Source organism: Pseudomonas sp. GW822-FHT02D10 (assembly GCF_058802345.1).
Window position 1 is genome coordinate 35,017 of sequence record NZ_JBXAOB010000004.1, and the last position, 25,344, is coordinate 60,360.

At 56.5% G+C, this 25,344-nt stretch carries 14 protein-coding genes and 1 pseudogene; 5 read left to right on the forward strand and 10 right to left on the reverse strand.

Annotated features, from left to right (window positions below; genetic code table 11):
• Window positions 1-31: 31 nt before the first annotated feature.
• A complete protein-coding gene (locus AC1RPZ_RS08105) occupies window positions 32-346 on the reverse strand; it encodes a putative quinol monooxygenase (RefSeq protein ID WP_493136498.1) in 315 nt (104 codons plus the stop codon).
• A 201-nt stretch (window positions 347-547) separates the two neighbouring features.
• Here AC1RPZ_RS08105 and mdaB point away from each other — a divergent pair, with 201 nt between their 5' ends.
• The 3 genes from mdaB (at window position 548) to AC1RPZ_RS08120 (ending at window position 2,642) form a co-directional block, all read left to right on the forward strand.
• Entirely contained in the window at window positions 548-1,138 is a 591-nt protein-coding gene (gene mdaB / locus AC1RPZ_RS08110; RefSeq protein ID WP_493136499.1) for an NADPH:quinone oxidoreductase MdaB, read from the forward strand.
• Between the two features lie 58 nt (window positions 1,139-1,196).
• Window positions 1,197-2,108: a LysR substrate-binding domain-containing protein gene (locus AC1RPZ_RS08115; protein ID WP_493136500.1), complete on the forward strand. Its 912-nt coding sequence runs from the start codon at window positions 1,197-1,199 to the stop codon at window positions 2,106-2,108.
• Between the two features lie 165 nt (window positions 2,109-2,273).
• Window positions 2,274-2,642 (forward strand): glyoxalase superfamily protein, encoded by a 369-nt coding sequence (locus AC1RPZ_RS08120; RefSeq protein ID WP_493136502.1) that lies wholly within the window; start codon window positions 2,274-2,276, stop codon window positions 2,640-2,642.
• A gap of 23 nt (window positions 2,643-2,665) precedes the next feature.
• Here the strand turns inward: AC1RPZ_RS08120 and AC1RPZ_RS08125 are convergent, their stop codons facing one another.
• From AC1RPZ_RS08125 to AC1RPZ_RS08150, 6 genes are all read right to left on the reverse strand, one after another.
• Window positions 2,666-5,434, reverse strand: coding sequence for an RHS repeat-associated core domain-containing protein (locus AC1RPZ_RS08125; RefSeq protein ID WP_493136504.1), 2,769 nt, complete (start codon window positions 5,432-5,434; stop codon window positions 2,666-2,668).
• Complete coding sequence (locus AC1RPZ_RS08130) at window positions 5,431-9,915, reverse strand: SpvB/TcaC N-terminal domain-containing protein (protein ID WP_493136505.1); 4,485 nt, start codon at window positions 9,913-9,915, stop codon at window positions 5,431-5,433. Before AC1RPZ_RS08130 ends, AC1RPZ_RS08125 begins: the two co-directional genes overlap by 4 nt.
• Window positions 9,915-14,606, reverse strand: a complete 4,692-nt coding sequence (locus AC1RPZ_RS08135) for a Tc toxin subunit A-related protein (protein ID WP_493136507.1) — start codon at window positions 14,604-14,606, stop codon at window positions 9,915-9,917. Before AC1RPZ_RS08135 ends, AC1RPZ_RS08130 begins: the two co-directional genes overlap by 1 nt.
• A 34-nt stretch (window positions 14,607-14,640) precedes the next feature.
• Window positions 14,641-17,373, reverse strand: coding sequence for a Tc toxin subunit A (locus AC1RPZ_RS08140; RefSeq protein WP_493136509.1), 2,733 nt, complete (start codon window positions 17,371-17,373; stop codon window positions 14,641-14,643).
• A gap of 90 nt (window positions 17,374-17,463) precedes the next feature.
• The gene (locus AC1RPZ_RS08145; protein WP_493136510.1) at window positions 17,464-19,383 is read right to left on the reverse strand and encodes a HAMP domain-containing methyl-accepting chemotaxis protein; all 1,920 of its coding nucleotides are present in this window, start codon (window positions 19,381-19,383) and stop codon (window positions 17,464-17,466) included.
• Between the two features lie 239 nt (window positions 19,384-19,622).
• Window positions 19,623-21,077 carry an ArnT family glycosyltransferase gene (locus AC1RPZ_RS08150; protein WP_493136834.1) on the reverse strand — a complete coding sequence of 485 codons (1,455 nt, stop codon included), beginning with the start codon at window positions 21,075-21,077 and terminating at the stop codon, window positions 19,623-19,625.
• Window positions 21,078-21,375: 298 nt separating this feature from the next.
• Between AC1RPZ_RS08150 and AC1RPZ_RS08155 the strand changes: the two genes are divergently transcribed.
• Both AC1RPZ_RS08155 and AC1RPZ_RS08160 read left to right on the forward strand, forming a co-directional pair.
• Window positions 21,376-22,287: a YeeE/YedE thiosulfate transporter family protein gene (locus tag AC1RPZ_RS08155; protein ID WP_493136512.1), complete on the forward strand. Its 912-nt coding sequence runs from the start codon at window positions 21,376-21,378 to the stop codon at window positions 22,285-22,287.
• Between the two features lie 119 nt (window positions 22,288-22,406).
• The gene (locus tag AC1RPZ_RS08160) at window positions 22,407-22,844 is read left to right on the forward strand and encodes a YciI family protein (protein WP_493062536.1); all 438 of its coding nucleotides are present in this window, start codon (window positions 22,407-22,409) and stop codon (window positions 22,842-22,844) included.
• 146 nt (window positions 22,845-22,990) lie between these two features.
• On the opposite strand, the pseudogene AC1RPZ_RS08165 reads toward AC1RPZ_RS08160, so the two are convergent.
• From AC1RPZ_RS08165 to AC1RPZ_RS08175, 3 genes and pseudogenes are all read right to left on the reverse strand, one after another.
• Window positions 22,991-23,441: pseudogene (locus AC1RPZ_RS08165) on the reverse strand (LuxR C-terminal-related transcriptional regulator).
• A 164-nt stretch (window positions 23,442-23,605) separates the two neighbouring features.
• Window positions 23,606-24,460: a DUF1460 domain-containing protein gene (locus AC1RPZ_RS08170; RefSeq protein ID WP_493136514.1), complete on the reverse strand. Its 855-nt coding sequence runs from the start codon at window positions 24,458-24,460 to the stop codon at window positions 23,606-23,608.
• Between the two features lie 88 nt (window positions 24,461-24,548).
• On the reverse strand, window positions 24,549-25,331 hold the full coding sequence (locus AC1RPZ_RS08175) for an AraC family transcriptional regulator (protein ID WP_493136515.1): 783 nt from the start codon (window positions 25,329-25,331) through the stop codon (window positions 24,549-24,551).
• Between the last annotated feature and the right edge of the window lie 13 nt (window positions 25,332-25,344).

Consider the following 25,344-nt stretch of genomic DNA (forward strand, 5'->3'; position numbering starts at 1 on the left):
ACTCGTCGGTTTAGTGTCGGCCATCTGCTTATCAGGGGGTGGCCGACGACGGGCTGAGCATATCGATGCGGCGGATATCGAAATCGTGTTCCAGGTAATCCATGCGGTTTTCGAAAAACTGCTGCATGTGTGGCAGGTTCGAGTGCACGTCCAGATGAGCCCGGGATTGCCAGATCTCGTAGAAGATAAACAGCGTCGGGTCCTGCTGGTCGCGCAGCATGTGGTACTCGATGCAGCCAGGCTCGGCGCGACTGGGTTCGACGTACGCGCGGAACAGGGCTTCGAAGGCGTCAGCTTTTTCCGGACGGGTTTTGGCGTGCAGGATGAAACCGTGTTGTTCGCTCATGTAGAACTCCTCAAGTCAGGGTTGAGGAAACTATATGGCAACAATCTACTAATGATTCGTGCGTTTTGGTCAAATGTATTTTGCCGACTTCAGGCTTATTCAGTGGGGGACTCATCGATAACCTGCCGCCATCAACTTTAAAACTTCTCGATCCCGCGACTTATCCACAGCGCGGCGCATCGGACCTTGATGAGGCTTCCCATGAAAAAAGTTCTGTTGCTCAACGGTGGCAAGAAATTCGCCCACTCCGACGGTCGCTATAACGCCACCCTGCACGAAGCCGCCTTGAGCGTGCTGGATCGCGGCGGTGTCGACGTGAAAGTGACCCACATCGACGAGGGCTATGACATCGCTGAAGAAGTCGCCAAGTACCTCTGGGCCGACGTGATCATTTACCAGATGCCAGGCTGGTGGATGGGCGCGCCCTGGACCGTGAAAAAGTACATCGACGAAGTCTTCACCGAAGGCCACGGCAGCCTCTACGCCAGCGACGGTCGGACCCGTTCCGATGCTTCGCAAAAATACGGCAGCGGCGGTCTGTTGCAGGGCAAGCAGTACATGTTGTCGCTGACCTGGAACGCACCGCAGCAAGCCTTCGACGACCCGACCGACTTCTTCGAAGCCAAAGGCGTGGACGCGGTGTACTTCCCGTTCCACAAGGCCAATACCTTCCTGGGCATGAGCGGTCTGCCGACCTTCCTGTGCGTTGACGTGATGAAGCGGCCGAACGTTGAAGGCGACCTTGTGCGCTACGAGCAGCACCTCAAGCAGGTCTTCAACTTGCCGGCATAACCTGCGTTATGCCCCGCATCCGGCTACTATCACAGCTGTTTTGATTGAAGGGGCATTCGTGAAAGCCAGATCCGATGAGTTGCAGATTTTCGTCTGCGTGATCGAGTGCGGTTCGATTTCTGCGGCGGCCGAACAGGTCGGGCAAACGCCCTCGGCGGTCAGCCGCACGCTGTCGCGTCTGGAGGCCAAGCTCGACACCACGTTGATCAACCGCACCACACGGCGCATGGACCTGACCGAAGAGGGCAAGTACTTCTTCGAGCAGGCCAAGCTGATTCTCGACCAGATGGACGAACTCGAAGAGCGCCTGTCCTCGCGCCACAAAACACCTTCCGGACGGCTGCGGATCAACGCCGCGTCGCCGTTCATGCTGCACGCCATCGTGCCGTATATCGATGAGTTCCGCCGTCTGTACCCGGACATCCAGCTGGAACTCAACAGCAACGACTTGATCATTGACCTGCTGGAACAAAGTACCGACATCGCGATCCGCATCGGGCCGTTGGCGGACTCGACCCTGCACGCGCGCTCTTTGGGGTGCAGCCCGCTGCACATCCTCGCCAGCCCTGCGTATCTGGCAAAACACGGCACACCGACCACCGTTGCGGAACTGGCCAGCCACTCGCTGCTGGGCTTCACCCAGACCGAAAGCCTCAACCACTGGCCGCTGCGCCATGGGCACGGCGACCGCTGGGAGATTCAGCCGGACATCAGCGCTTCCAGCGGTGAAACCCTGCGTCATCTGGCGCTGGAGGGGCAGGGCATTGCGTGCCTGTCGCACTTCATGACCATCGATGACATCAAGGCCGGACGGCTGAAGTTGCTCTTGGCGCAGGCCAACAGTGGTTATCGCCAGCCGATCAACGCGGTGTACTACCGCAACTCGCAACTGGCCTTGCGCATCCAGTGCTTCCTGGACTTTATCCAGAGCAAGTTGGCCGGTTACGCGAATGAGGTGTTTGATTGCTGAGGATCAAAAGATCGCAGCCTTCGGCAGCTTCAGGTAAATGCGTTCGGACAATCCTTTGATCCAGGCGTCATGATGGCACTGTGAAATTAAAGAAAGCCATTACCAAGCCGAAGCGCTGACATGCAACCCGCCTACAGTGGGGTCTTTCAGTTTGGGAGTAGCGCCATGAGCTTCGGTAAAACCACCCCGATCCTGCGGATCTTCGATGAAGCCAAAGCGCTGGAGTTCTATGTCGACTTCCTCGGTTTCTCGATCGACTGGCAGCACACGTTCGGCGAGAACTTCCCGCTCTATCTGCAAGTGTCGCGGGGTGAATGTGTGCTGCACCTGTCCGAGCACCAAGGCGACGCTACGCCGGGTTCGGCACTGCGCATCGAAACCGATGAGCTGGAAGCGTTCCAGCAGCAATTGCTGGCCAAGGGCTACCGATTCGCCTACCCACAGATTCAGGCCATGCCTTGGGGCAGCCAGGACATGACCATCAGCGATCCGTTCGGCAATCGGTTGGTGTTTACCAATGCAATCAGTGTTTGAAGAAACAGCCAGATGCGTAGTGGTTAAGAGGGCTTACCTTTTTGTCCTGTGACGACGTTGATGAAGGGAGGCAGGATTCCACTGCAGTTGAAGCAGGCAGGGAAGTCCGCGCCTCGATTGCGTTTTTGCATACGTGCTGTGTAAATAAAGGCTTCTGAGAGTCGTTGATGGTGACCGCGCGTGCGTATTCCTCCCTGCAACCAGACATTGGCCGCTACAACCTCGGCATGTAAGCCTGCTACACCGGCGCTTACCGGGATCTGTTGATGGAGGGTCACATGACGAATGATCCGTTTGGTCATGAATTGGTGGAGTCGCACACCTTCAGCTAAATACGCTTTTTGTATGCCATTCATGAAAGCCGGAATATTTGATACTCGGTAAGTATTCTCCTTGCCCCCTGTAGACTCATCAAGGGTGATTCCGGGGAACAGACTATCAGGGCTTAAACTTCCCGGGATATTATGAAAACCGGTCAATGGATGTTCGTGATGTTCATTCACAATTCCCGAGAACGCGGTAAGTTTATCCAGTGCATTTGATGTATAGACGGGATCTGAAAATCTCACAGGCTCGGGGTAGTTCCATTCTTTCGATTTTTCCAATGCCTTTAACTGATTGAATTTTTTATTTTTATTGGCATCGGCCTCTTTAATTATTCTGAGTGTTTCCACCGTGAAGTTTTTATAGTGCTTTTTGACTATAGGGATCTCCCGGCGGGCGACATCAATGAAATGATCACGAGACATCCCCTCTTTGTATCCCGCCATCTTGTCGAGTTTCACCTCTGCCAGATCGAGATAATCCAGGCGGTCCTCTTTGGTCAGTCCTTGCGCATCGGTAAATCTGACGGGATTGTTCCCCACCATGCCATACAGGTTCAACCCGTCAACCGCCCCCGCCGGGTCGGGACTGATCCAGCGCTGTAACCACGGCGCGTAATACCGGTGCCCGTAGTAATACAAACCACTGGCGTCGCGCTCCTTGCCGGAATACCGAATGGTTCGGTAATCGGCTTCCACCGCCGAACGAGACGCCGTCCACGCAGTTCCGCCATAGGGCAAATAACTTTCCTGGCTGATCAGCCAAGCCTGGTCGTCGAGTTCCAGTGAGCTGGAACCCAAATGATCGTCAAGGCTATAGCGCAGTTGATCTGCCGGTATGCCCGACGGCTGACCCTCGGTCCAGTGCAGACAGCGAACGCTGACGCGCCCGGTTTGCACGGTGATGACTTCCAGGCGTTCGTTATGGCGGGTGCGAATTTCGAGTCCTGGCAGATAACGAACTTCTCGGGTGTGAGTCACCGACGCGGCATAGGTTGTTTGTATCTTGCGTACGCGTTGGCCGCTGCTGTCGTAGCCATAGCGTTCGTTGTCATCAGGGCCATCTTCGCGTTTCACCAGCACCACGCTGCCGAGTTGATTGCGAGCATTCCATTGCAGCGCCTGGCCGGGTTGCAGTGATTGCAAGCTCCCGTTGGTATCGAAGGCAGCTGTCACGTCGGGCGATGAATCCCCCTGGTTCCAGGACGTGATCCGATTGCTTGCGTTATCCACATTCAGGGTTCGGGTGTAATTGTTGCGATCGCGAACATGGCGTAGCTCGGTCAGGTTGCCGCCAGCGTCGTAATCGTAGTGCTGGGTAAAGTTGAACAGTTGCCGGGCGTCAATCGGTGTTCTGCCGAGAGCGGGAAGGTGTGGTTGGGGCCCAGGTCCGGCCGCTTCACGTCCGGTTGCGCTGCTCAGTTGGTAGAGGGTGTCGTAAGTCAATGTGCTGACGGCTTCGACCCTTTGGTTACTGCCGAATTGCACGGGTTGGGCCTTATCCTCGATGTGCGTCACATTACCCACCGCGTCATAGCGGTAATGCAGAGCCTGCAACGTGCTGGTGGAAACGGACGCGGTGAGCGAGGTCAATCGACCGCTGGCCGGATCGAACACGGCGCGACTGATCACGTTGTTGCCGGCCGTCTGGGATTCCACCTGGCCGAAGGCGTTGTAGGCGAGATCCTTCACGATGGTTTTTTCGATCTCGGCGCCTTTTATTTTCAGGCTCACGGCCTTGAGCTGGCCGGCGACATCAAAGGAAAAGCGCTGTTGGTGTTGACCGGCATCGACCTGTCGGATGACTTCTCCCATTGCGTCGTAGTGCCAGATCGTTTCGTGGCCATCGCCCTCTTCACGTAACAGGTCCCGATCCCGTTCCTCTGCTGGCCAGTCTGGCGGTTCAGCGTTCAAGAGAAAGTGGCGTGTCTGGCGCGAGGGTTTGGTGCCGAGTGAGTATTCCTTGATGAGCAGGGAGCCTGCGTTGTCATCGTGGCGAATCAACGCACCACACCGATTGAGTTCGGCGCAATCCGAGGAGCTGTCGCCGTAACTGAAGCGTTCGACGATGCGTGCGGGATACCCTGATGACTCTTCCTGGATTGCTATCGGCCGCAGTTGATTATCAAAGGTCGTTTGCCAGCGACTGCCACGCTGATCCCAGTTATGCAATGACTGTCCGGCGTCTCCAGGCAGACTCAGGCGCCACCCGGCATCGACGCTGTCCACCAAAAGCGCTTTGCCGGACAGGCTGTAGACGGTCGTCAGGTTGGCCTTCGAGGCTTCGGCAAACAGTCGTGGGTCCCACTGCGCAATCAGGTGCCCGGCAGTGTCATGGTGCTGGCGGGTAATGCGCACTTGAGGGCTGTCATCTGCAGTGCGTCGCCAATAGGCGATTTGCCGCACCGGCAGGCCGCGGCTGTCGATGGCGCTGATGGTGGGGGTCTTGCGGTGAAGGCGTGCGTTCATGCCTCACCTCCAGTAGCGGATGACTCGGACATGATTTCTTCCAGCGTGTCGTTCTCGTCCTCGTCCACGGTGTACCACGGGTGGCGGGTCTGGCGCCGCAGATAGGAGACACCGTTTTGTTTGGCTTGACGCGCATGGGTAGGGCGTCCCAATGGATCGTAAAACTGTTGGTCGTGGTGGCCGAACGTGCGCAAGGACGCATCATCGATAGAGCGATGTTGATCGGCAAAATAGGGACGGTAGGTCCGGATCGCCAATCCCTTGTTGTTGTATTCAACCCGTTCACTGACGCGCCAGCGTTGTGCGGCGACTTGCTGGCGTGCTGTTGATCCAACGAGTGTCAGTTGTCCCTGGTCGTTGACGACATGGGCCATTCCCGGCTCGACCTTTTGTTTGTGTTGCAACGTCCGACCGAAGCCGTCGATGTCGGTGACGGTGATACGGATCTGCCTCCGGTCGTCATCGGGAAAGCGATCAGCGATCAGCACGGCAATGTGCACGGGTTCACGTGTCGAGGCATTGAGTTCGCTTTTCAGTTTCACCTCATCGACGCTGAGTGTTTGAAGACCCGACAACCGGGCTCGGGTCGACGCGCAAATATGCCCGCTCGGCAGCACGTCACGGTTGGCTACGCAACGCGTTAGCCAGTCAGTGTCCGCCAGCGCTGCGGCCGATACGCAACCCATCCAGTTGAAGGGCGCGTACCAGGTGGCAGTGGCGGCGTCTTGCAGAGCGTCCTTGTCATGTTTGATCGCGTCTGTCGGGCTTTTGAATAGCGGCCGTTGGTACTCCACGATGGGTTTGAAACCGGTGAGTTTTTTGTGCTTGTAGCCATAAAAGCTGGTGGCCAGTACTTGGCCGAAAGCATCGACGAGACCTTCTTGTACGTTGCCGTTGGGATCGGTAATGCTCTGGGGCAGGAGGGAGCGGTAATCGTGGGTGGCCTTGGTGACGCAGCCATCGGGCAGTTTGAATTCGCTGATGAAGCAGTGGTAGTTGTCGTAGCTGACCTCGGTCACGCCGAGGCTTTTGCTCGCCTGTAAGGTCTGTGGCCGGTAAAAACCTTCCAGAGGGGCATAGGTCACGAAAGCGCTTTTGACGGACCAGAGTTTTGTGGGTGACGTGGACGCCGGGAGAAAATCGGTCATGCGCTGATAGCCACTTCGTTCGAGCAGTTTTCCCTTGGGGCGCACCGCTTGCGACAGTACGTCGTAAGCTTTCAGGGCTGTTTCGTCCAGCTCGGCTGTTTCCAGGTGGTCGGCCAAGGCTTCGAAGTGAGCTGTGCCGTCCGGCAGGGTTTCTGCGGTTGAGCTGTGTTTATAGCGTTGCACGGACAGGCCAGTCAGGACGCTCTGGGTCGTCCAGGCCGCTCCCTTGACGAGCTCGATAAGCTTTTCGTAAGTCATATCCTTTGTGGCCAGCCCCAACGCTTGAGGGGCTTTGGGGAATTTCAACGCATTGCTGCGCTGGCGGTAAGGCAGACCCAGCCGCCATCCCTGGGCGCTGTCCAGATGAATGAACTCGGCGCGGGTTTCGTTCAGGTAGTAGAACTGTTGCGCCGGATCATGAGCGTCGCGCCACCATTGTTGTTGGTCGGCATCGCTGAGCGGCGGGGTATCGCTGGCGGCTTTGCGTCGGGCGTAATGGATGCTCACGCCCTGAGTCAGCGCCCCGTAGGCGTCGTGCTGCAGATTGAGGGTGTGCTGGCATTGCGGATCATCAACAATGCCTTCGTACTGATAACTGATCGATTCCAGTAGCAGCGGCAACATCCGGGCATAGCGCGGGTTGTCGCCTGGCGCTTGTAGCAGGCGCACCCGGTAGCGGTTTTCCTGAACCGAATACAGTGTTCGGGTTTTCAGGCGCCTATCGAGTCCGAAGAACTCGGTGCGTAGTAAATGACCGCTAAGGGTACGGGTCATTTCAAGGGTGGTTGCCACATCTGGCGGGGTGATGAGTGTGTCGCTTTTGGTGTTGGGTGAGTAGCGGAACAACAACGTGTTGCCCAGCGCTACGGCTTGCTTGTCGGCAAGGTGATAACCGCTACGTGACGCATCGACTGCTTGCCCGGTGTGGAACCAGCTCTTTTTCAGACACGGCATCGTAAAACCTGGCGAGTCGGTATCGCCGGGGTTGGTTTCACTGTCGGTTTGCAGTAACAGACCGAAGCCGCGAAATTCTCGTTCGATACCGTCGTAGTAGCCTTGGCGATAGGAAAAACGCTGGGTCAGTCGAGTGCCGGTAATCTCATCGAGCTGGGTCTGTTTCTCGACCAGATGCAGGGCAAAGGGTACATGACAGGTGAGGGGCTTTGCGGCTTTGATTTTCTCCGCTTTCTCATCCAGCCACTCCTGCGCTGAACTGCGATAACGGATGTTGCCGGCGGCGCCCATGTTGTTATTGGTCGCGGTGAGTAAATAGGGTTTTTCACTGACGAAGTCGTAGCGCCAATGTTGGGGGGCCATGTGCGGCACGCTGAGTATCAGGCTGGAACAACCGAGCCCTTGCAGATCGGCGATGCTCACCTGGCAGAAACGGTCGTAGCGCACACCTTGTGGCCAGGGCAGGGCAACTGAAGGGGCGAAACCGTTGCCGCTGCGGTTCATGAAGATCAGTGCCTGGTCCGCTTCCAGATAGATCAGGTCGGCGGCGCCGGAACCGTCCAGATCCGCCAGACGGATACGCGAGGCGTCGAATGTTTCGTACCCAAGCCCCAGCGAACCCAGCACGATTCCTTTACCAAAACGCCCATGACCCAGGTTTGGCCAGCACTTCACTTCGTTGTGACGAATGCGCACCAGGTGCTGTTGACCACTGCCCAGAACATCGCTGAAAGCCACCAGCTCACTGGACGAAGACGTGAGTAGAGGAAGGGCATCTTCATTCTCTTTACGAGGCACCTCGCGGGGTGCTGAAAAACCGTATTCTCGCCGGTTGGCATACAGGCGAACGCTGCGCGGGCCTATCAGCGTCAGATCGCTGAGCCCTTCGCCCATCAGATCGGCCAACTGCCCCAGTGGATTGAAAAACTCCACAGGGAAGGCATGGAACGTGGCGAAATCCGACCAGTCTCGGTCGGGGCCCAGGGAGAAAAACCCGCTCAACCCTGGCTGAGCGATGACCCAGTCCAGTCGACCATCGCCCGTGAGGTCGCTCAGTGATTGGCGCACAGGTTTTGCCGTGTCGGCAACGGGAATCCTGGGCAACGCTCGCCATTGATCGTAAGCCACTTCATTGTTTTTGGCTTTGGCTCGTATGGGTTCGCGGTAATACCAGCCTGTGTCACTTTGATAGAGCACGCCCGGCAGGCCTTCGCCGTACAGATCCACTAGTTGATACCCGTGGCCGTCGTTGAGCCCTGGCATGTTCTGAAAACGCTGCCATGTGTGGGTCTCAGGCAGAAGCTTGAACTCGCTGTAGCTGAATTCAACGGGGGGACGGCTATCGGCGGTTTCAGCGTTGCCAAATGCTTGCTCATGGGCAGCGCTCAGGTGGTGATAACCCAGAGGCGTCTGGCGGTAATCGAGCAGCAGGCGTCGGACCAGAACGGGGGCGGTGCCCAATTCATCGGGAAAGCGGTGAAACATCAGCACCTGGCGGCACAGGCGCTCCGTACGTAATTCAAAACCGTAGGCGAAGCTGGAAAACGCGTCGCTACGGGCTTGCCACTGTTGGCCTTCATAGAGTGGTTTGTGTTCGTACGCCGTACTCCGTTCGCCATAGTCGAACACCAGTTCGAAGTGCCATTGCACCGACTTCAGTCGATCGGCTTTCCATGAGTAAAGGTGTGCATCGGCCTTGAAATTGCCGTAGCTCACACGGTGCAAGTAGCGCTGGGCTGCTGTGTCTGCCTTGTACTGGTAAAGGATATGCTCGCCGTGTGGGTTTAGGCTCTCCTCCAGCAACCATTCGCCGACACGGTTCGAATCCTGCGGATCGGCACGACGCGATGCGGGATTCTTTCCGAACACGTGAAGGCTGCCATCAGCACCGTGCACCAGCCAGAAGCCCGCTTTGTCACTCTGCGAGGACCAATGCTCAATTCGGTCGAAGCTGCTTTCGATTCTCGGGAAATGGCGCGTGACGGCATAGGTTTCACCCAGTACCAGATCGTTGTAATGGTCGATGCTGGTTGACGTGATGGCGCCTTGTGGATCGCGCTCGGGCATCCATAGAACACCGCTGGGGCCGACAATCTCGTCATCCTCTGCATAGGCCGGTACACCCTTGCTGGTGCGTCGCGCAACGGTGGGTAATGAAATCCCCCAACCGATACCAAACACACTGTTACCCACTGAGCTGCCATAACTCAGAGACAAGGAGGGAGCAAAGCCGCGACCCGGCGAAATCGGCAAGGCAAGCTCATAAGAGGCCGCGCCGTGGGCGCCGACCGCGCCCCAGCCTTTGCCAATGCTTTGAATGGCGCCACCACCTTTGGGCAGTGACGGCGCGATGACAGGCAATGCGTTTTGTTCACTCATTACGCACTCCCCACTCTGGCCGTGTAGCTCACGTGCACGATGATGTCGGTCAGAGACTCAAGCATGGCTTTCTGTGCTTCGTGATTGGGAAAGGTCAGGCGCCATGTGGAGATTGCACCGGTGTATTCGAAAGGCAGGTAGCGTTCATCGCTGAAGTTCAGGGTGAACAGGCCGTTGTCGTCGACTCCGGTGGAAAGGGCGATCTGCTGGCTGGCTCGCTTGTTTTCCATGAACTGTCCCTTGTCACCAGGAGACATGAACACCTTGCTGGAAGTCTGGGTCAGCGTTGCCCGAATGTTTTCAAAGGGGCCGAGGATGGCCGGCAAGGACACACTGATAGTCTTGATGCGCCGCAGGTAATGATTCTGGTCCTTGTAATCGTCCTCGAACATCGCGTGGGTCAGTTCGAAATCACAGGCCCCACGCGTCAGTTTGGGATGGATATCCACCCATTCTTCGTTTATCGGGCTGTTTTTGTCCTGACTCTTGATCTGACGCAGCGACACCGTTTTACGAATTTCCAGCTCCCGCTCGTGACGCTGCAAATATTCGGTCTGCATTTTCAACAGGCTTAGCTTCAACTGCTCGCCTGCCCCAAGCCCACGGTAGGTTGTGTTCCAGGCACCAGGTAGAACAAAACGCGTGGTGAAGTCGGCACGCTCGTAATGCCAGCAGGCTTCGGCGGCCAGACACATTCCCAGTGCTACGTCATAGGCCTGGTAGTACAGCGCGGCAAACTGGCTGTTGAGCCATTGGTACAGCTGCGCTTTGGTGAAGCGTTTGCTGAGGAAGTCATAATTGGCTTTGGTTTGGCTCAATGTTGTTTCAGCCAGGCGCAATTGCAGGCGGGTGGCTGTTTCCTGCTCGGTGAAGTGCGCGAGTTGTGCGTCGATTTGCGCCAGCTCGAGTTGTGCCTGGTCACGGGTCAGGGTCCACTCCTCCCGCCGACGACTGAATTGCGCCGTACGGTCGAGATGGGCCGCAGCGGTACGACTCGCAATAGCAGTGCCTTGGGCGAGTGCCGTGGCGGCGTGCATTGCACCTTCCCAGCGGCTGCCGCCATTGCTGAAACCAAAGATGTTCGGAACCATCATCATTCCGCCAGCTGCGACCTGGCAGGCTGATGCAGCTAGCTCGGATGAGCCGCTGATCAAATACAGCTGTCCGGCTGCCGCTTCTTCTTGAATGACATCCTTCTCGAGCAATTGTTGGTAGTGGCTGACCCGCCCCTGGACAATCGCCTTACTGGCCAGCAGGGCCAGGCGACTCTGACGGTCGATGCGCAGCGCCTGGGTTTGCAGGTCGACGGACATTTTCGCCAGGTCCCAGGCTTGCTGCTGCTGCAGTTCCTGCATCTGAGCCTGCTCTTTGCGCTCGATCAGCGACAGCAGCGTGGCGCCGAACTGGCTGACACTTTCCACTGCACTCAGGGCCTGACTGTGCATGACCGCGAAGCGATAGTGGGGGATTTGCGTGTCTGGCAATCCCGAAGCATCGCCACTCGAGGCGCTCAGTGCATTGGTGCTGAGCAATGCGCGAGGATCCAGCGGGGCTGCGAATAACGGCAAGTGCAGAGGTTTGCCGGTGATGTCGAGATTGTGCCGCAGGTTGTACAGGCGACTTTCGGCAATGTCCCAGCGCTTGAGCAGTTCCGGGTTGAACGGTATATGCAAATGCGGGGTATCGATCGCAGGCAAGGACGTCTGCTGACTGTCTTCGCGTATGAGCAGTGGGCGGCTGGCGGTTGAACGGGTGAGTGAATTCTCGAATGTGCGCAGGCTTTCACTTGATGTTTCGCTCAACGTTTTCAGGCTGATGGCCGACCACTGATCGATCCGTTGAACGACCGGGCGCGGGCCCAACAGATCCAGTACCCGCACGTACCACAGCTTTGCTTCGCCAAGGCTGTCGGGTGTCAGCTCGCGGTAGGCGGCATCGCCGCGGTTGATCAGGATATCGAGGTACAGGAAGTACAGCGCCTTGCGAAAGTGCACCGGATGGCTGAGGGCAATCTGATGTGGATCATGGGGGGCTTGATTGGAATAGGACGGGACGTCGGTACCGGTCAAAGGCACGGCGCACCAGTAATCAGAGTGGCTGCGGCCTGGATCGAACAGGTACCGGATCCAGCGTTCAGCCTCATCATATTGATGTTCTGCGTTTAATCGATGGGCGACCAACCATGGCAGGTAGAGGAACAGTTCCGTGAAATAACGACCGTAGGGGCCATGGAAATCCATCCCGGTGGTGGCATCAGGGGGGATGGGTGGTTCTGACAGGTGTTGTGTTTCCCGGCTAAACAGTTCATCGAGGTTATTTTCGGTGCGCCGGATCAGTTCTGCGGTGAATGCGGTGTTTAGCCTGATCGGCTGGCGCAATTGCTGGGTGTTGTCGCCGTTGTTGATAGGGGAGCCGGAAAATTCGACAAATTGGAAGGTGCCCAGATGGGGGTGCTTGTCGTTGGTGATGGTCGGCGGGGTAGGCAGAACTGGAGCGGTCGTCTGTACCAGATTGATGGCTTTAAGAGCGGACGCTCGCAACACGTTTGGACGGGAGGGATGACTCAACGCCACACCACAGTAGAGCGTTTCAATCTGATCATTGAAATTGTCCAAGTTCAATGTAAAGGCAAAGTCGCCTTTAAGTGTCTTCACGGGGTCTGACTTTGCCAATACGACCATATTTTCATAGAGATTAGAATTTGCGTCCGATACATTTTTTTTATGCAATAGAATATGCTGAATGTTGAGCGGCTCTTTGTGAAATAAAGAGACATCTTTGAATGTTAGTTGTGTGGTTTGATTGCGGTCAGTATTCTTTAGTATAAGGTTTCCGACTTTGAGGGCGAGTCTCTCAGTTTCGACTTGGGATAAGTCGGCGGATTTTTTTAATACAAGGTGTAGTGCCTTTGTGGAAACTAGTCTTCCTGTCAGGTTGCTGTTCGGAAAACTGTTGTTGAAGGTGAATCCGAGAGAATTTACAGCGTCTTTCAATATACTATTTGAGCTGAGTAAGTCGGCAGAATTTTCGATGGATAGTGTGTAAGTTTGGTCAGCAATTTTGTTAAAGCTATCAGGGGTTGTAAAGTGCGAACCTGACTCAAGTGTTATGTATCCATCCGTGGGTAGAGGTTCTGCCCGGATTTTAAGGCGGAGCCCTGTGGGCACTGGTAGATTCGTGCTGTTAATAAAATTGAAAATTATAAACTCTAAATTCTGGTCGAAATCGGAATTTGGATAGTTGGCATTTGGATTAAGCTCGGCCGTTGTCTTTGAGACAAGGGTGAGTGTTGAAGAGGTTGAGTCAATTGTATAGCTGTTGTCTATATTGTGTTGGTAGTTTCTGTGATTCCATGTGCTGGTATTGTTTGTGTCAGGTGTAGATGTAGTTATGGTTGGTAAGGGGGTGGCTTGAATTTTATATTGGCAAGGGGTGGCGGATCTTGTGTTTTTATATGGTTTTGATAGTTTTTCTATCATTTCGGGGATAAAGTGGCTTCTGTTTTTTGTTACAGTACTATTTGTTGAGGCTGACAGGCCAGGAGTGGGAGTGAAATTCTTGTCGATGTATACAGTTTTAATGAATAAAAAAATTTCGGCAGGTGTGTTTTTTGCCTCGTTGTTATCGTAGGCGAACAGCGCAAGATACAGTGCCCCCTGTGAACTGTTCGAGCGTTGCACTGCGAAGGTGTTGATCCTTTGCTTGATGGCGTCTAGGTCCATGGCACGCAATGTTTTATCTTCGCAGTAACCTTGCAGGCATGTTCGTGGGGTACTCCAGCTGCCATCGTTTTTTTTGTAGCAGAGGTTCAAGCGCAGCAGAGGATTGCATTTGTTTTCTTTGCTATCGCTGCTCTGCGAAGGTGAGGAGCTGCTGGCCGCAGGATCCTGATGAATGTACTCAGCCCATACAACAAACAGGCGATTGTTGAACCAGACAGGTCGAATCGAGTGTTCGATCGCGTCATCCGGAATAGGCACATCGGCTTTTTCCCAGTCCGACCAGGCGTACGGATCGGGTTGATCGAGTTTGGGCGGGGTGGCTGGCGGTTGCGGCGGTGTGCCATCAAGTGGGCGTTGAGCCATATTCAGCGAACGCCAAAAGTAGGTGTTCTCGGAGCGGGATTTGGCGATGAAGTAGTAGGTGCTGTTGGCAAAGTCCTCGCCATCGATATAGCCATTGAGGATGTTCAGGTTGGCGACTTCTTCGAACCGGGTCAGGTAAGCCAGCACGGCTGCCTGAACGGCATCGGGTTGAATTCGGCTCTGATTGAGGTCGTTTTCCAGTTGCCGGAAGTTGTCGCTCTTGTTGTTTCTCAGGGCCGGGTCCAGATACGTCGCGGGGAAGTAAAGCAGCTTTTGGTGGGCGGCCCAGGTTGAGTACTGGTGCAGCTCGTTGCGCCATGTCTGCCGGTGCGCGGGAGTCAGGGTTGCCGAGTCATAACCGCGCTCCAGGTTCATCAGGATGCGGTTGATGTACTGCTGCAGGCTGGCAATGGCGCAAGCCACGGGAGTGGTCGGCACATCCTGGCTGACCAGCACATCGAGCAACCAGTATTCGTAGAGATCCTGGGCGGTCTTGAGCTTGAGTGTTTTTGTCGTGTCGTTGGCGGGCGCGACTTTGTTCAGGTAGAGCGCCAACAGGGCATCGCGCAGGCTTTCATCAAGCTGCTTTTTTATGGCAACGGTCATATTCAATCCTTGAATGTTGAAGAAGGTGTGCGCGTCAATGACGGGCAGCGATCAGCGCTTCACCGACAGTTTTCCAGTCCGAGGTCGGGCTGTCGGCTGTCAGGGTGGTGGCCTTGAGCAGGAGACTTGCCGACAGTCCTGTGCTTTCGCAGCAGGCTTGGCAGCGCATGACCCAATCCACTTCTTCCATTGATTGCGCGCGCTTGGACGGCAACAACGCTGTCAGGCCACTGATCTCTTCGATGCTCCAGTTCAGGAGGTTGGCCAGCAGGCCGTTGGCTTCTTCCTCTGGATCTTGCGTTGGGTCCTGATTGGCGAGACGCAAGTAATGCAGAAGGTTTTCTTCTGACTGTGCCTGATGGTGGGCGCAGTGACTGAAGCATTCGAGCAAGTACAGCGTTTGGGGTGTCAAGGTCCCCTGGCTGCCTGATGCGAGCCATGTGGGATGACTCAACAGCGTCAGCAAAGTGCTGCTGCCAAGGTGCATTTTATGGCACACCTCGGTCGCGCGTAGCACCTTTGCCAATAACGTAGGCGTCTTTCCTGAAGGAGTGTTTTTGACATCCGTGAAGATCGCCGTCGTGGATGTCCCGGCCAGTTTCATCACGCAGGGGACATGTTCAGCGGAGAGATCGGCGATGTCGTGCAACAGGCCTTCCAGCAGACGCAGTGGTTGGTTATCGGCGGGATTGGCAGGTGTTCGAAGTGTCTCCAGCCGTTTTTCAAGATTCGGGTTGAGCGGTAACTCGTCCCTTGTTGCATCGAACAAGCGACACCATTGCAGCACATCACGGTTGTTTTGCTTGAGCCAGTCAACGGCCCAATCCATGGCCATCAGTACGTCGAGAATGTCGGTAATCGGAGTTTTCGGATTGCTCAATGTTCCTGTCACCAACAGCTTGCAGAACGCTTCTCCTCCCAGCAATCGAGCCAGCGCCGTGCACTCGAGAGGTGACAGACCAAACATCCGGGCGATTCGGGCCTGGCGGTAGAGCGAAGACACTGTGGGTAAATCATATTTGAGCGAAGAAAGGTGTTTCTTGGTCTGTTTCGCGAGCAGTAACAGCGAGTCTTGCGTGACGGGCAGACCCAATCCAGCGCTGAGATAGTTGAGAGTCGGTTGCGAATCGGTAGCCTGGATATCAATGTCCTCCCCCTGCTTTTGCAGTGGAGGGCTGGGGAGCAATTGAGTGCGATTGAACACTTGATCGAACAACGGAGCACGATCACCGCACGCGGATGTCGGCATGTCGTGCAGAAGCGAAGCAAACTCCTCGGGCGCGATGTCGTGACGCTGATTCAGGTATCGATACACCCCCAGGACGCGGACGGTATTGGTGTTGAGCCCCGCTGATGTAGTGCCGTCCGAGCGCATGGCGTTGACGATCAGCGTGTCGAGTTCGGCAACGGGGATACCCGTCCAGCGTTGCAGTCGGATCATTTGCTGCAGACGGTTGAAACGGGCTCTAGAGTTGTTGGTAATCTTCGGTGTACTTTTTTCGGCCCGGGCAATTTCCAGAACACCCCTCGATTGTTGTTCGTGGATCGATCCGTTGATGTAGCTGGAACCGTAGTTAGGATGAATTGACGTTGGGCTGATGGTTGAAGCTCGAGGGCGGTGTTTACCCTGCGATAACACCTGTTCAACCTGATCTGTCGTCAGCCCGGTACGTTCTTTGAAAAACTCGAGCTCACCCAAACGATTGAAGTCGTCAATGCCGTAGGCCTTGCTCAGCGTATTTGTGACGTAATGTGCGATCACCATCGTCTGTTGCTCCGGGCTCAGGCCGGACAGCAGTTTCTGAGCCTCAACAGGGGCGTTCAAAACGAATCCGTAACCCGAACTGCCCAGCGAAAACGGCAGTTTCAGACTGACCCGATAGTTCAGCTCGCCCAGCGCCGGTTTGTCTGCGCCCAGCCCAAGCAAGCATTGTTGGTGATGAAGGTCGTAGGGCAGCGAGAACGGGTAGTGCTCGCTAGTCAGTACTTCGTGAACGGTCTTCGAGTCGTTGGTTTCTTTCAGGTGTTCCTGGATATGACTGCTCAAGGTGTCATTGACGATGTTCAACATCGGTCGCGCAATGAATGTGGTTTCTTGATCCAGTATCAGTGTTTTGATATCCGGACGCCGTGTATCGAGAGTGATTTTGCCTGTTTCTGTGGACGACTTCTCGAGTTGTCCGGCAAACAGATACAGCGCCCGCAGATAGGCCACCGGCGAGTCGATCGCAGCGATATCGCCGTCTTTACAGAACTGTTCCCAATTCTCGTTGAACAATGCTTGAAAGGTGGCGGGCGCCGACGTTGAGTCGGAACCAAGGCTGCGCCGGGTACGCCGTTTGGCATCGCCGGAGGACAGCTGATGCTCCTGATAGAGACGGCCGATCTGTCGGGCGTAACTCACCGCGTTGTCATAAGCCTGCTGCGCATCGGCGTCGCAATGTTCGGCGAGAGCCTGGGTGAATTGCTCTTTGCTCATGCGCACGATGTCGAACACTGACTCCAGTCCCATACGTTGCATGGCTGTTTTAAAGTCAGTTCGTGTACCGTCCTGGCTACCTGGGAAGTCAACCAACCTGTGCAACAGCGAGTCGTTGCTTACGTCCATGTTCTGTAAATCTCCTGTTCGAACGGAATGTCCTCGGTCAGGGAAAAACCGTACAGGAGCGTGCAGGAAAAGGCGGTAGGACGGGCTCGGGAGATCTGTACGAAAGAGCGATGCGTTGTCTGGATTTTTAGTCGATAGGATGTTGATACGTGGACGCATGCGAGTAGCGCATGCGTTGAGCAGAGGGAGGGCTGGTTCGACTTGCCTGAGGCTCCACTCTGCGTGGAGCCTCCAGGCGAGGGCTAATGATTAGACGCGGAAGTGGCTGACCATCATCTGCAACTGATTGCCCAACCGCGCCAGTTCAACGCTGGACGCGGCGGTTTCATCGCTGGCGGCAGCAGTTTGCTCGGAGACGTCGCGCACGTTGATGATACTGCGGCTGATCTCTTCGGCCACCGCGCTTTGCTGCTCGGCAGCGGCGGCGATCTGCTGGTTCATCGACTGAATGTTCGACACCGTGCGGGTGATGTTTTCCAGTGACACACCGGCCTTGCGGGTCAGCTCGACACTGCTGTCGGTCAGGCTGCGGCTGTTGTTCATCACCACGGCCACTTGCTGGGTGCCGTTCTGCAGACCGGCGACCAGGCCTTCGATTTCCTCGGTGGATTTTTGTGTGCGCTGGGCCAGGCCACGCACTTCGTCCGCGACCACGGCGAAACCACGACCGGCTTCACCGGCACGTGCGGCTTCGATGGCGGCGTTGAGTGCCAGCAGGTTGGTTTGCTCGGCGACGGCCTTGATCACGTCCATGACGCTGCCGATTTTGTCGCTTTCCTGTTGCAGCACGGTCATGGCTTCGGTGGAGCGCACCACTTCGCTGGCCAGACGTTCGATCTGAGCGATCGCTTCGTTGACCACTTTGTCGCCTTCACGGGCTTCGCCGTCAGCTGCGGCTGCCGCTTGCGACGCTTGTTCGGCGTTGCGTGCGACTTCCTGCACGGTGGCGGTCATTTCGTGCATGGCCGTGGCCACTTGATCGGTTTCGATCTTCTGGCTGTTGACCCCGGCGCTGGTTTCTTCGGTGACGGCCGACAGCTCTTCGGCAGCGCTGGCGATCTGCGTAACGCCATCGCGGATGCCGCTGATCAAGTCGCGCAGGGTGACGCCCATCCGTGCGATGCCTTGCTGCAATACACCGAGTTCGTCGCGACGGGTCACGCGGACATCCTGGGTCAGATCGCCACTGGCGATACGCTCGACCACGGCCAGGGTTTCGCGCAGTGGGCGGGTGATCTGCCGGGTGATGATCACGGCAGCGAGAACGCCCACCAGCAATGCCAGCAATGTGCTGATCAGTTGCAGGGTACGTGCCCGGGCGCTTTCGGCGTCACGGCGATCCAGCTGGATTTGATACAGCGCGTCACTGCGCGCAACGATGTCGTTGCCCTGGGCAGTCATTTCCTGGCGAGCCAGGACCGCGTCGCTGTTGGCCGCTTTATAGGCCTGCAATGCGCTGCGGTAATTCAACAGGGCGTTTTGCAGCTGGCGCAACGCGTCTTGCTGGGTGTCGGCGAAATGCGTGTTGAGTATTTTCAGGCTGGCGATGGCCGCGTCCATTTGAGCGACGGCTTTTTGCTCGGTGGCCGGCGTGCTGTCGTTGGTGTAGCCGCGCACTTCATAGCGGGCGAGCTGAAACTGTTCCTTGGCCTCGGTAATGGCCTGAAACTGCTCGAAGCGTTGATCGCTCAAGGGCATCTGGCGCACACGGGTGCCGATATCACTGATCAGCATGTTGGCGCTTTCGGCATGCTCGCCCATGGCCTGACGCGCGGCACCCGCAGCCCGATAAGCGTTGCGCATTTTGTTCAACGATTGCTGGTAGGCATCGATGACCGCGCCCTGCTCGTTGAGCAGCTTGAGGTTTTCCGGGCTCTTGAAACTCGACGTCAGCGATTGCTGTTTAGCCTTGAAGCCGTCGAGGGCAGTTTGCACGGTCTGCGCCACGGTTTCGTCGCCGTCGGCCAGCATGTACTGCAAGCGGGTGACCCGCAGTTTGGTCAGTCCCGCGTTGAGCTGAGTGATATCGCTCATCCAGTTACTGCGGTCGATCAGCCCACCCAGGCTGGTCCAGCCGGTCAGGGCGAGGATGCACGTAAGGGCCAGCACCAGGCCGAAACCCAGGCTCAGCTTCAGGTTGACGCTGATGTTGGCGAACCAGCTATTCATCAAAAATTCCTCCAGGAACGTTGCGCTTCTTGATCGTCAGTTGGCTGGAAGATTGTTGTTTTTGGCGGCCAGCAGAATGTGTTCGTAGGGGGGTATCGGCGGCAGACGCGATAGCTGAAACGTTTTTCGTCACGAGGATTTACAGGACGTTGGCCCAATAACTGATACTCAACGCCACTACTTTCACCGGACAATAAAAAACGGCACCTGCATCAGGTGCCGTTTTTTTGCTGGCCGTTTTAGAGCGTGACGAAGTAGTACACCTGACGCCCCACCAGTATTTGCTTCACTATCTTCAACGGTGCTGTGGGTTCTGTATCGCCGGCAAGCAGCGCCACATGGGTTGGGGAGGCGGCGAGAAACGCCGTCAGCTCAGCGTCGGTCTCCAGGTCCTTGAGCAGGCTATGGGTGTAGAACACGGTCGCCCCGGCGGTCCGTTCGTTCGCCTTGAACAGCGCTACTTCCTGGCCGTTGGCCTGCATTGTCTGGATTTGATCGGTCAATGGCAGGAACGACTCTTTGCGGTCGGCACGTGGAAACGCCCATTGGGCGGCGGACAGATAAGCAACGATGAACAGACTGACGATGCCGATCGCGATGCCCCGACGATTGCGGGCGATTTTACCGAGCAGGGTCGATGCTTCGGTGTGCTGGCGCAGACGCTCGAACAGCACGGCGGCATATTCCGCCGCGATGACGGCGGCGGCCGGTGTCAGTGACATCAGGTACACCGTGCGTTTGCTCGATGCCAGGGTCAGCATCAGGAACTGTGCGAGCAGCCACAGCGTAAAGAACAGCAGATAGCGATTGTTCGCCAGGCTCTTGCGGAAATGCCACAGCCCCAGATACACCAGAATGTTCCACGGCAGGAAGGCTTCCGGCAGTTTGGTCAGGTAGTAATAGAACGGCTCATAGTGACCGGCTTGAACGAACGAACCGCTGAAGCGACCGATGCTGTTGGTAAACAACACCTCGGCCAGTGCCTGCGAGCCGCCGCGCTGGTAGAGCATGAAGAGCCAGATTACCAAGGGGATCAGCCCGAGCAGGGTCGCCAGTGCCGGGCCTGTCCAGCGTGGCAGGCTGAAGCGTTTGTCGATCAGGCTTTCGGCCAGCAGATAGGCGAAGATCACCACGCCAGGCATTGCCAGACCGAGTACACCTTTGCTCAACGTGGCGATGGTGATACCGACGGCGAAGAGCAGCCAGCTGCCCAGGGCTCCACGCTGTTCGGTGTGTTGGCGATGGGCCTGATAGAACGAAAGCAGCGCCAGGGTTACGCCGAGGCTCAGCAGCGCGTCTTCGCCAACACCGCGAACGTTGCCCCAATAACTGGCCATGGTCGCCAGCATGATCCCGGCGACCCAGGCGAGGGTCGTTGGCCGGCCGAAGCGTCGCAGCATGGTGTACAGCAGCATCACGCTGAACAACCCGGCGAAGGCCGAGGCCAGCCGCACAGCCCATGGCGTGCCACCAAATGCACGAATGGCCCCGGCGTCGAGCCAAAGGCTCAGCGGCGGTTTCTCCAGAAAGGGCTGGCCAAACAGGCGCGGCGTCACCCAGTCGTTATCCAGGTGCATTTCCATGGCGATGCCGGCAACCCGGGCTTCGGTGGAACCTTGCAACTGGTGATTGCCGAGGGCAAAGAAGAACAGCAGGCAGGTGAGTAGAAACAGGAGTGGGGCAGGGCGTGACATAGGCATCAGGCTACCGAAGGATGAGGGCCGAGAGTAAAACAGGGCCCGAAAGTATACGAGGCCATTTCTTAACAAAATGTGAATTGGAAACATTATCGGCAAGTACAACCCGTATATAGCTCAGCCGGGCCGGTCACCCGTTATGTCTTTTGATGAGCGTGTCCAAGGTAAATGATCAGCGGCAATGTCGGCTTCAGAGCGGGCCGATGCGATGGCGTTGCAGGCGCCTTGGCGATCCCGCTGAAAAGCCGACTAGTCTTTAACCCATTGATGGGTCTGCCAAGCTGTGAGGAGGTATGTGCTTTCGTTGCTGGTCGCGTTGTTGCTGGCATTCCTGATTGGCTGGGTTTCGCAGCGGATGGGCATGTGCCTGGTCAATGCCAGCGCTTTGCTGCTCAAACGCCGGCCCACCTTGTTCGTGGCACTGGTTTCCTGCGGGTTGTTCGGCCTGCTGCTGGCACCGATTTATCACCATTTCGGCATCAGCCAGCCGTTGTTCACGCCCGAAGTCGGGTATCCATTGCTGATCGGTGGCGGACTGTTATTTGGCGTCGCCTCGGTGCTCAACGACGGTTGCAGCGTCGGCACCCTGACCAAGCTCACCTGCGGCAACCTCAACAAGGCCTTTACGATTGTCGGCTGGGTGCTGGGGATTGTGCTGTGGTATCGGCTCAATATGTTGCCCGAGCACAGAACCCTGCTGATGCCCGAAATTTCCAGCAGCCACTATTTACTCACCCTCGGCGTGGTGCTGGTGGCGTTGTTGTTTTTGGCCTATGTGCATGGCGACAGACACCTGGTGTTCTCCAGCATGCTGCTGGGGGCGCTGACCAGCGCGCTGTACACCTTCGAACCGCAATGGACACCCAGCGTGTTCTTCTACCACTTGTCACAGCTGTTCTGGATGCCCGAACAAACGGCCATCACCGGCCAGCGCGTCGCGGTGTTCATGATGTTGCTGGTGGGCATGCTCAGCTTCACCCTGCGCCGCAAGACCTTCAGCTACCAGCCGTTCAACCTGTCGAAGGCGTGCGCGCACTTATTGTCCGGGGTGTTGATGGGCACTGGCGCGTCGATGATGCTCGGCGGAAACGACTCACAGATTTTGCTGGTGTTTCCGACGCTGAGTTTGACCTCGACGTTGCCATTGGCCTCGATTGTGGTGGGGATTGTGGGGGCATTGTGGGTGAAGCGGTGGTGGGCTGACTGATAGAGGCCTTTTTTGGCTGCTGACGTAAGACCGGTCAAACAGGTGTCTCTTTATTGTCGATTTGGGACGCCACCGTTCGACAAGGTTGTGAGTAGTTCAAATCCAGCGGAGATAAGACGATGCGATTCATGATCATTATAAAAGCCAGCCAGGATTCCGAAGCTGGCGTGATGCCCACCCAGGAATTGTTGACCGCGATGGGCAACTACAACGAAGAACTGGTCAAGGCCGGCATCCTGCTCGGCGGTGAAGGCCTGCACCCCAGCAGCAAAGGCACCCGCGTGCGCTTCTCGGGCGAGAAACGCACGGTGATCGACGGCCCGTTCGCCGAAACCAAGGAGCTGATCGCCGGCTACTGGCTGTGGCAGGTGAAGTCGAAGCAGGAAGCCATCGACTGGGTCAAACGCTGCCCCAACCCGATGCCGGGCACAGAGGCCGAGATCGAGATTCGCCAGGTGTTTGAGGCAGAGGATTTCGGTGCCGAGTTCACTCCGGAGCTGCGTGAGCAGGAAGAGCGTGTGTGGGCGCAGGCGAAAGATCAGGCGAAGAAGTGTTGAAACGCAGAGGCGCGATGATTCGTGTCTGATTTAGCCAGGAAAGGGGGCGGGAAAAGGATCGAGAAGTGAATTGGATACCTTTTCCTGCATCTCCGGTCAGGGCGCGAGGCAATCTGCGAAAAGGCCTGTCTGGTAGCCCCTATTCGTCAACTCACAAAAATAATCTTCGAAACCAACTCCGCGCTGTTCTTGGCCTGGAGCTTTTTCATCAGACGGGCGCGATGGACTTCCACGGTTCTGTGGGAAATCGCCAGTTTTTTTGGCCACTTCCTTGCAGGTCAGGCTATAGCCGTACGATCTGGCCCAGAACACTTCACCGCATTTGTTTTGCATGAAGCGCTCATCGGAGTAGGAGCCGCTCTGGCTGTTACGCAACCAGTTCTGGCTGCGATTGCCGATGGTTTTGTAGTCTGCCTGGGAGGGATAGATCAGCAGGGGCAGATGACCCAGAAGCTCTTCGCGCTGGTAGCCGAACAACTCTAGGAATGCCTCGTTGCTGTCGAGCATCACACGGTTGCTGGTGATGAGCTGCGGGGCGGGTGACACCTTGAACGCCAGACGCTCAAGGTCTTTCATTTGCTGTGCGAAGACGGTCATTGGGCATCCTGCCTCGATTTGAATCCGCTACTGACAACGCCATTTGTCGCCTGCGCGAGTCCCGCCGAAATGCCGGGCGTTGGGCGAGCCGATTTGGCGTTGGTGCCCGCTCCTTGAACAGCTGAGCGATAAACAAAAGACCAGATGCAGTGGGCCCGCAGAACTCATTGAACCTCAGGCACAGATTGCCGTGCTCGCAACACCACAATCCCTGGCGTCTTCGCTATGTAGTCCTTGAAGGGAGAGTCTACGACTTCTCTGTTCTTTTTCTTCGAAGAGGCATTGCGCAGCACGGGCCCGGTGTCTTTATTGATAAAGAACCCTGTATGGGTGACGTCCAGGCCGGAGACTTGGGTGTAGATGCCAACATAGTCGCCAGTCTGCAAGCGACTGATCACCTGGTCGTTAACAAACGCGCTAGGGATGTAGGTGATACTGCGTTCGACCGTGGGCACGCCAGGCAAGTAGGCGCCGCCATCGGCTTTTCGGTTGAGACGTTTAACCACGGTGACCGCATGAGGGCTGATTTGAGCGGTGACGTCGTCGGCCAGTTGTTGCTCGGCCTGCGACCAGTCTGTGAAGAAGTGCCGACGATGCTGGAAATCGAGATTGCCGTTCACATAACGCGTCTGAATGAGGCTCTTCACGAAGTCGGCCTCATTGGTGGACTTTCTCAGCGCTTCGACGTAATCCAGATAGGTGAAACAGTCCAGGCCCCTGAAGTCGACGACCAGTTTTTCCGGCGTGGTAGCAGAGCCCTGTAACCTGTTCGGGGTATAGGGCTGCCCCAAAAACGCTCGTGAAATCAGATTGTTCATCTGCCCGATGTCATCGGGGTTGGTCGTTGAGCGTTCTTTGAGCAGGGCATTCAGTTTGGAAGCGGTATAACCATCCATTTTCAGTGGGGGGGGGCCATTCGCAGACGCTACGTTCTCCACTGCTTTCGTATTCTCGACGGGCAGCCCAGTCCCGCACGCTGTCAGCATGGATGCCAAAAGAAATACAGCAGACCTACGCATTCGATTTCCCATCGTTTTCGGCTGTTACGTCGTAAATGGTAATGTTTATAGATAGGTCTGTGGGGGTTTTGAGACTGCCGGGGGAAGTTCAAAGCATTTTTTTCGGAAAATACCGACTGGGTGCTTCGCCCAGTACTCGACGGAAAACACTGGTGAAGGCACTCGGGCTGCTATAGCCCAGATCAGTCGCCACCCGCGTAATTGCCTCCCCGTTGCCCAAGCGCACCACGGCCGCCAACAGGCATGCCTGCTGACGCCATTCGACAAAGCTGATACCGGTTTGTTGGCGAAACAGCCGGGTAAATGTACGGCGGCTCATCCCGACCTGCCGGGTCATATCATCAATTCCGGTTTCCAGTGACGGTTGCTCCAGTAGCTTTCGGCAGACGTGCACCAGCCTTGGCTCGCTCGGAAGCGGTGCATTGAGCGACAGGGGCGACATGCCGGCTATTTCGTGGAGTAGCAAGGTCATCAGATGGCCGTCCAGATGTTCCTTGGCATACAGTGCCGGAACGTCCATGGCCCGGATCAGCAGTTGTCGAAGCAGCGCCGACACGCCGAAGACCTGGCAGTGCGCAGGCAAGCTGAGCCTAGCGACGGCGCGGCTACGGATGTAGGTATTGAGCATGGTCACAGGTCCACTCATGCTCATTTCATGGGGCACTCCTGCCGGTACCCAGATAGCCCTTTGTGGGGGCACGACCCAGTTACCCTGGCTAGTGAATACCGTGATGACACCGCAGGCGGCGTAGGCGAACTGCCCACGTCGATGGGTATGCAGCGCAAAGCGTTGGCCATCCAGATAGTTATTGGCCGTGACTACAGCATCGCGGGGCGTGTTTTCGTAGGGATCTATTTCAGTTTCGCGCATGGCCCGAATTTAA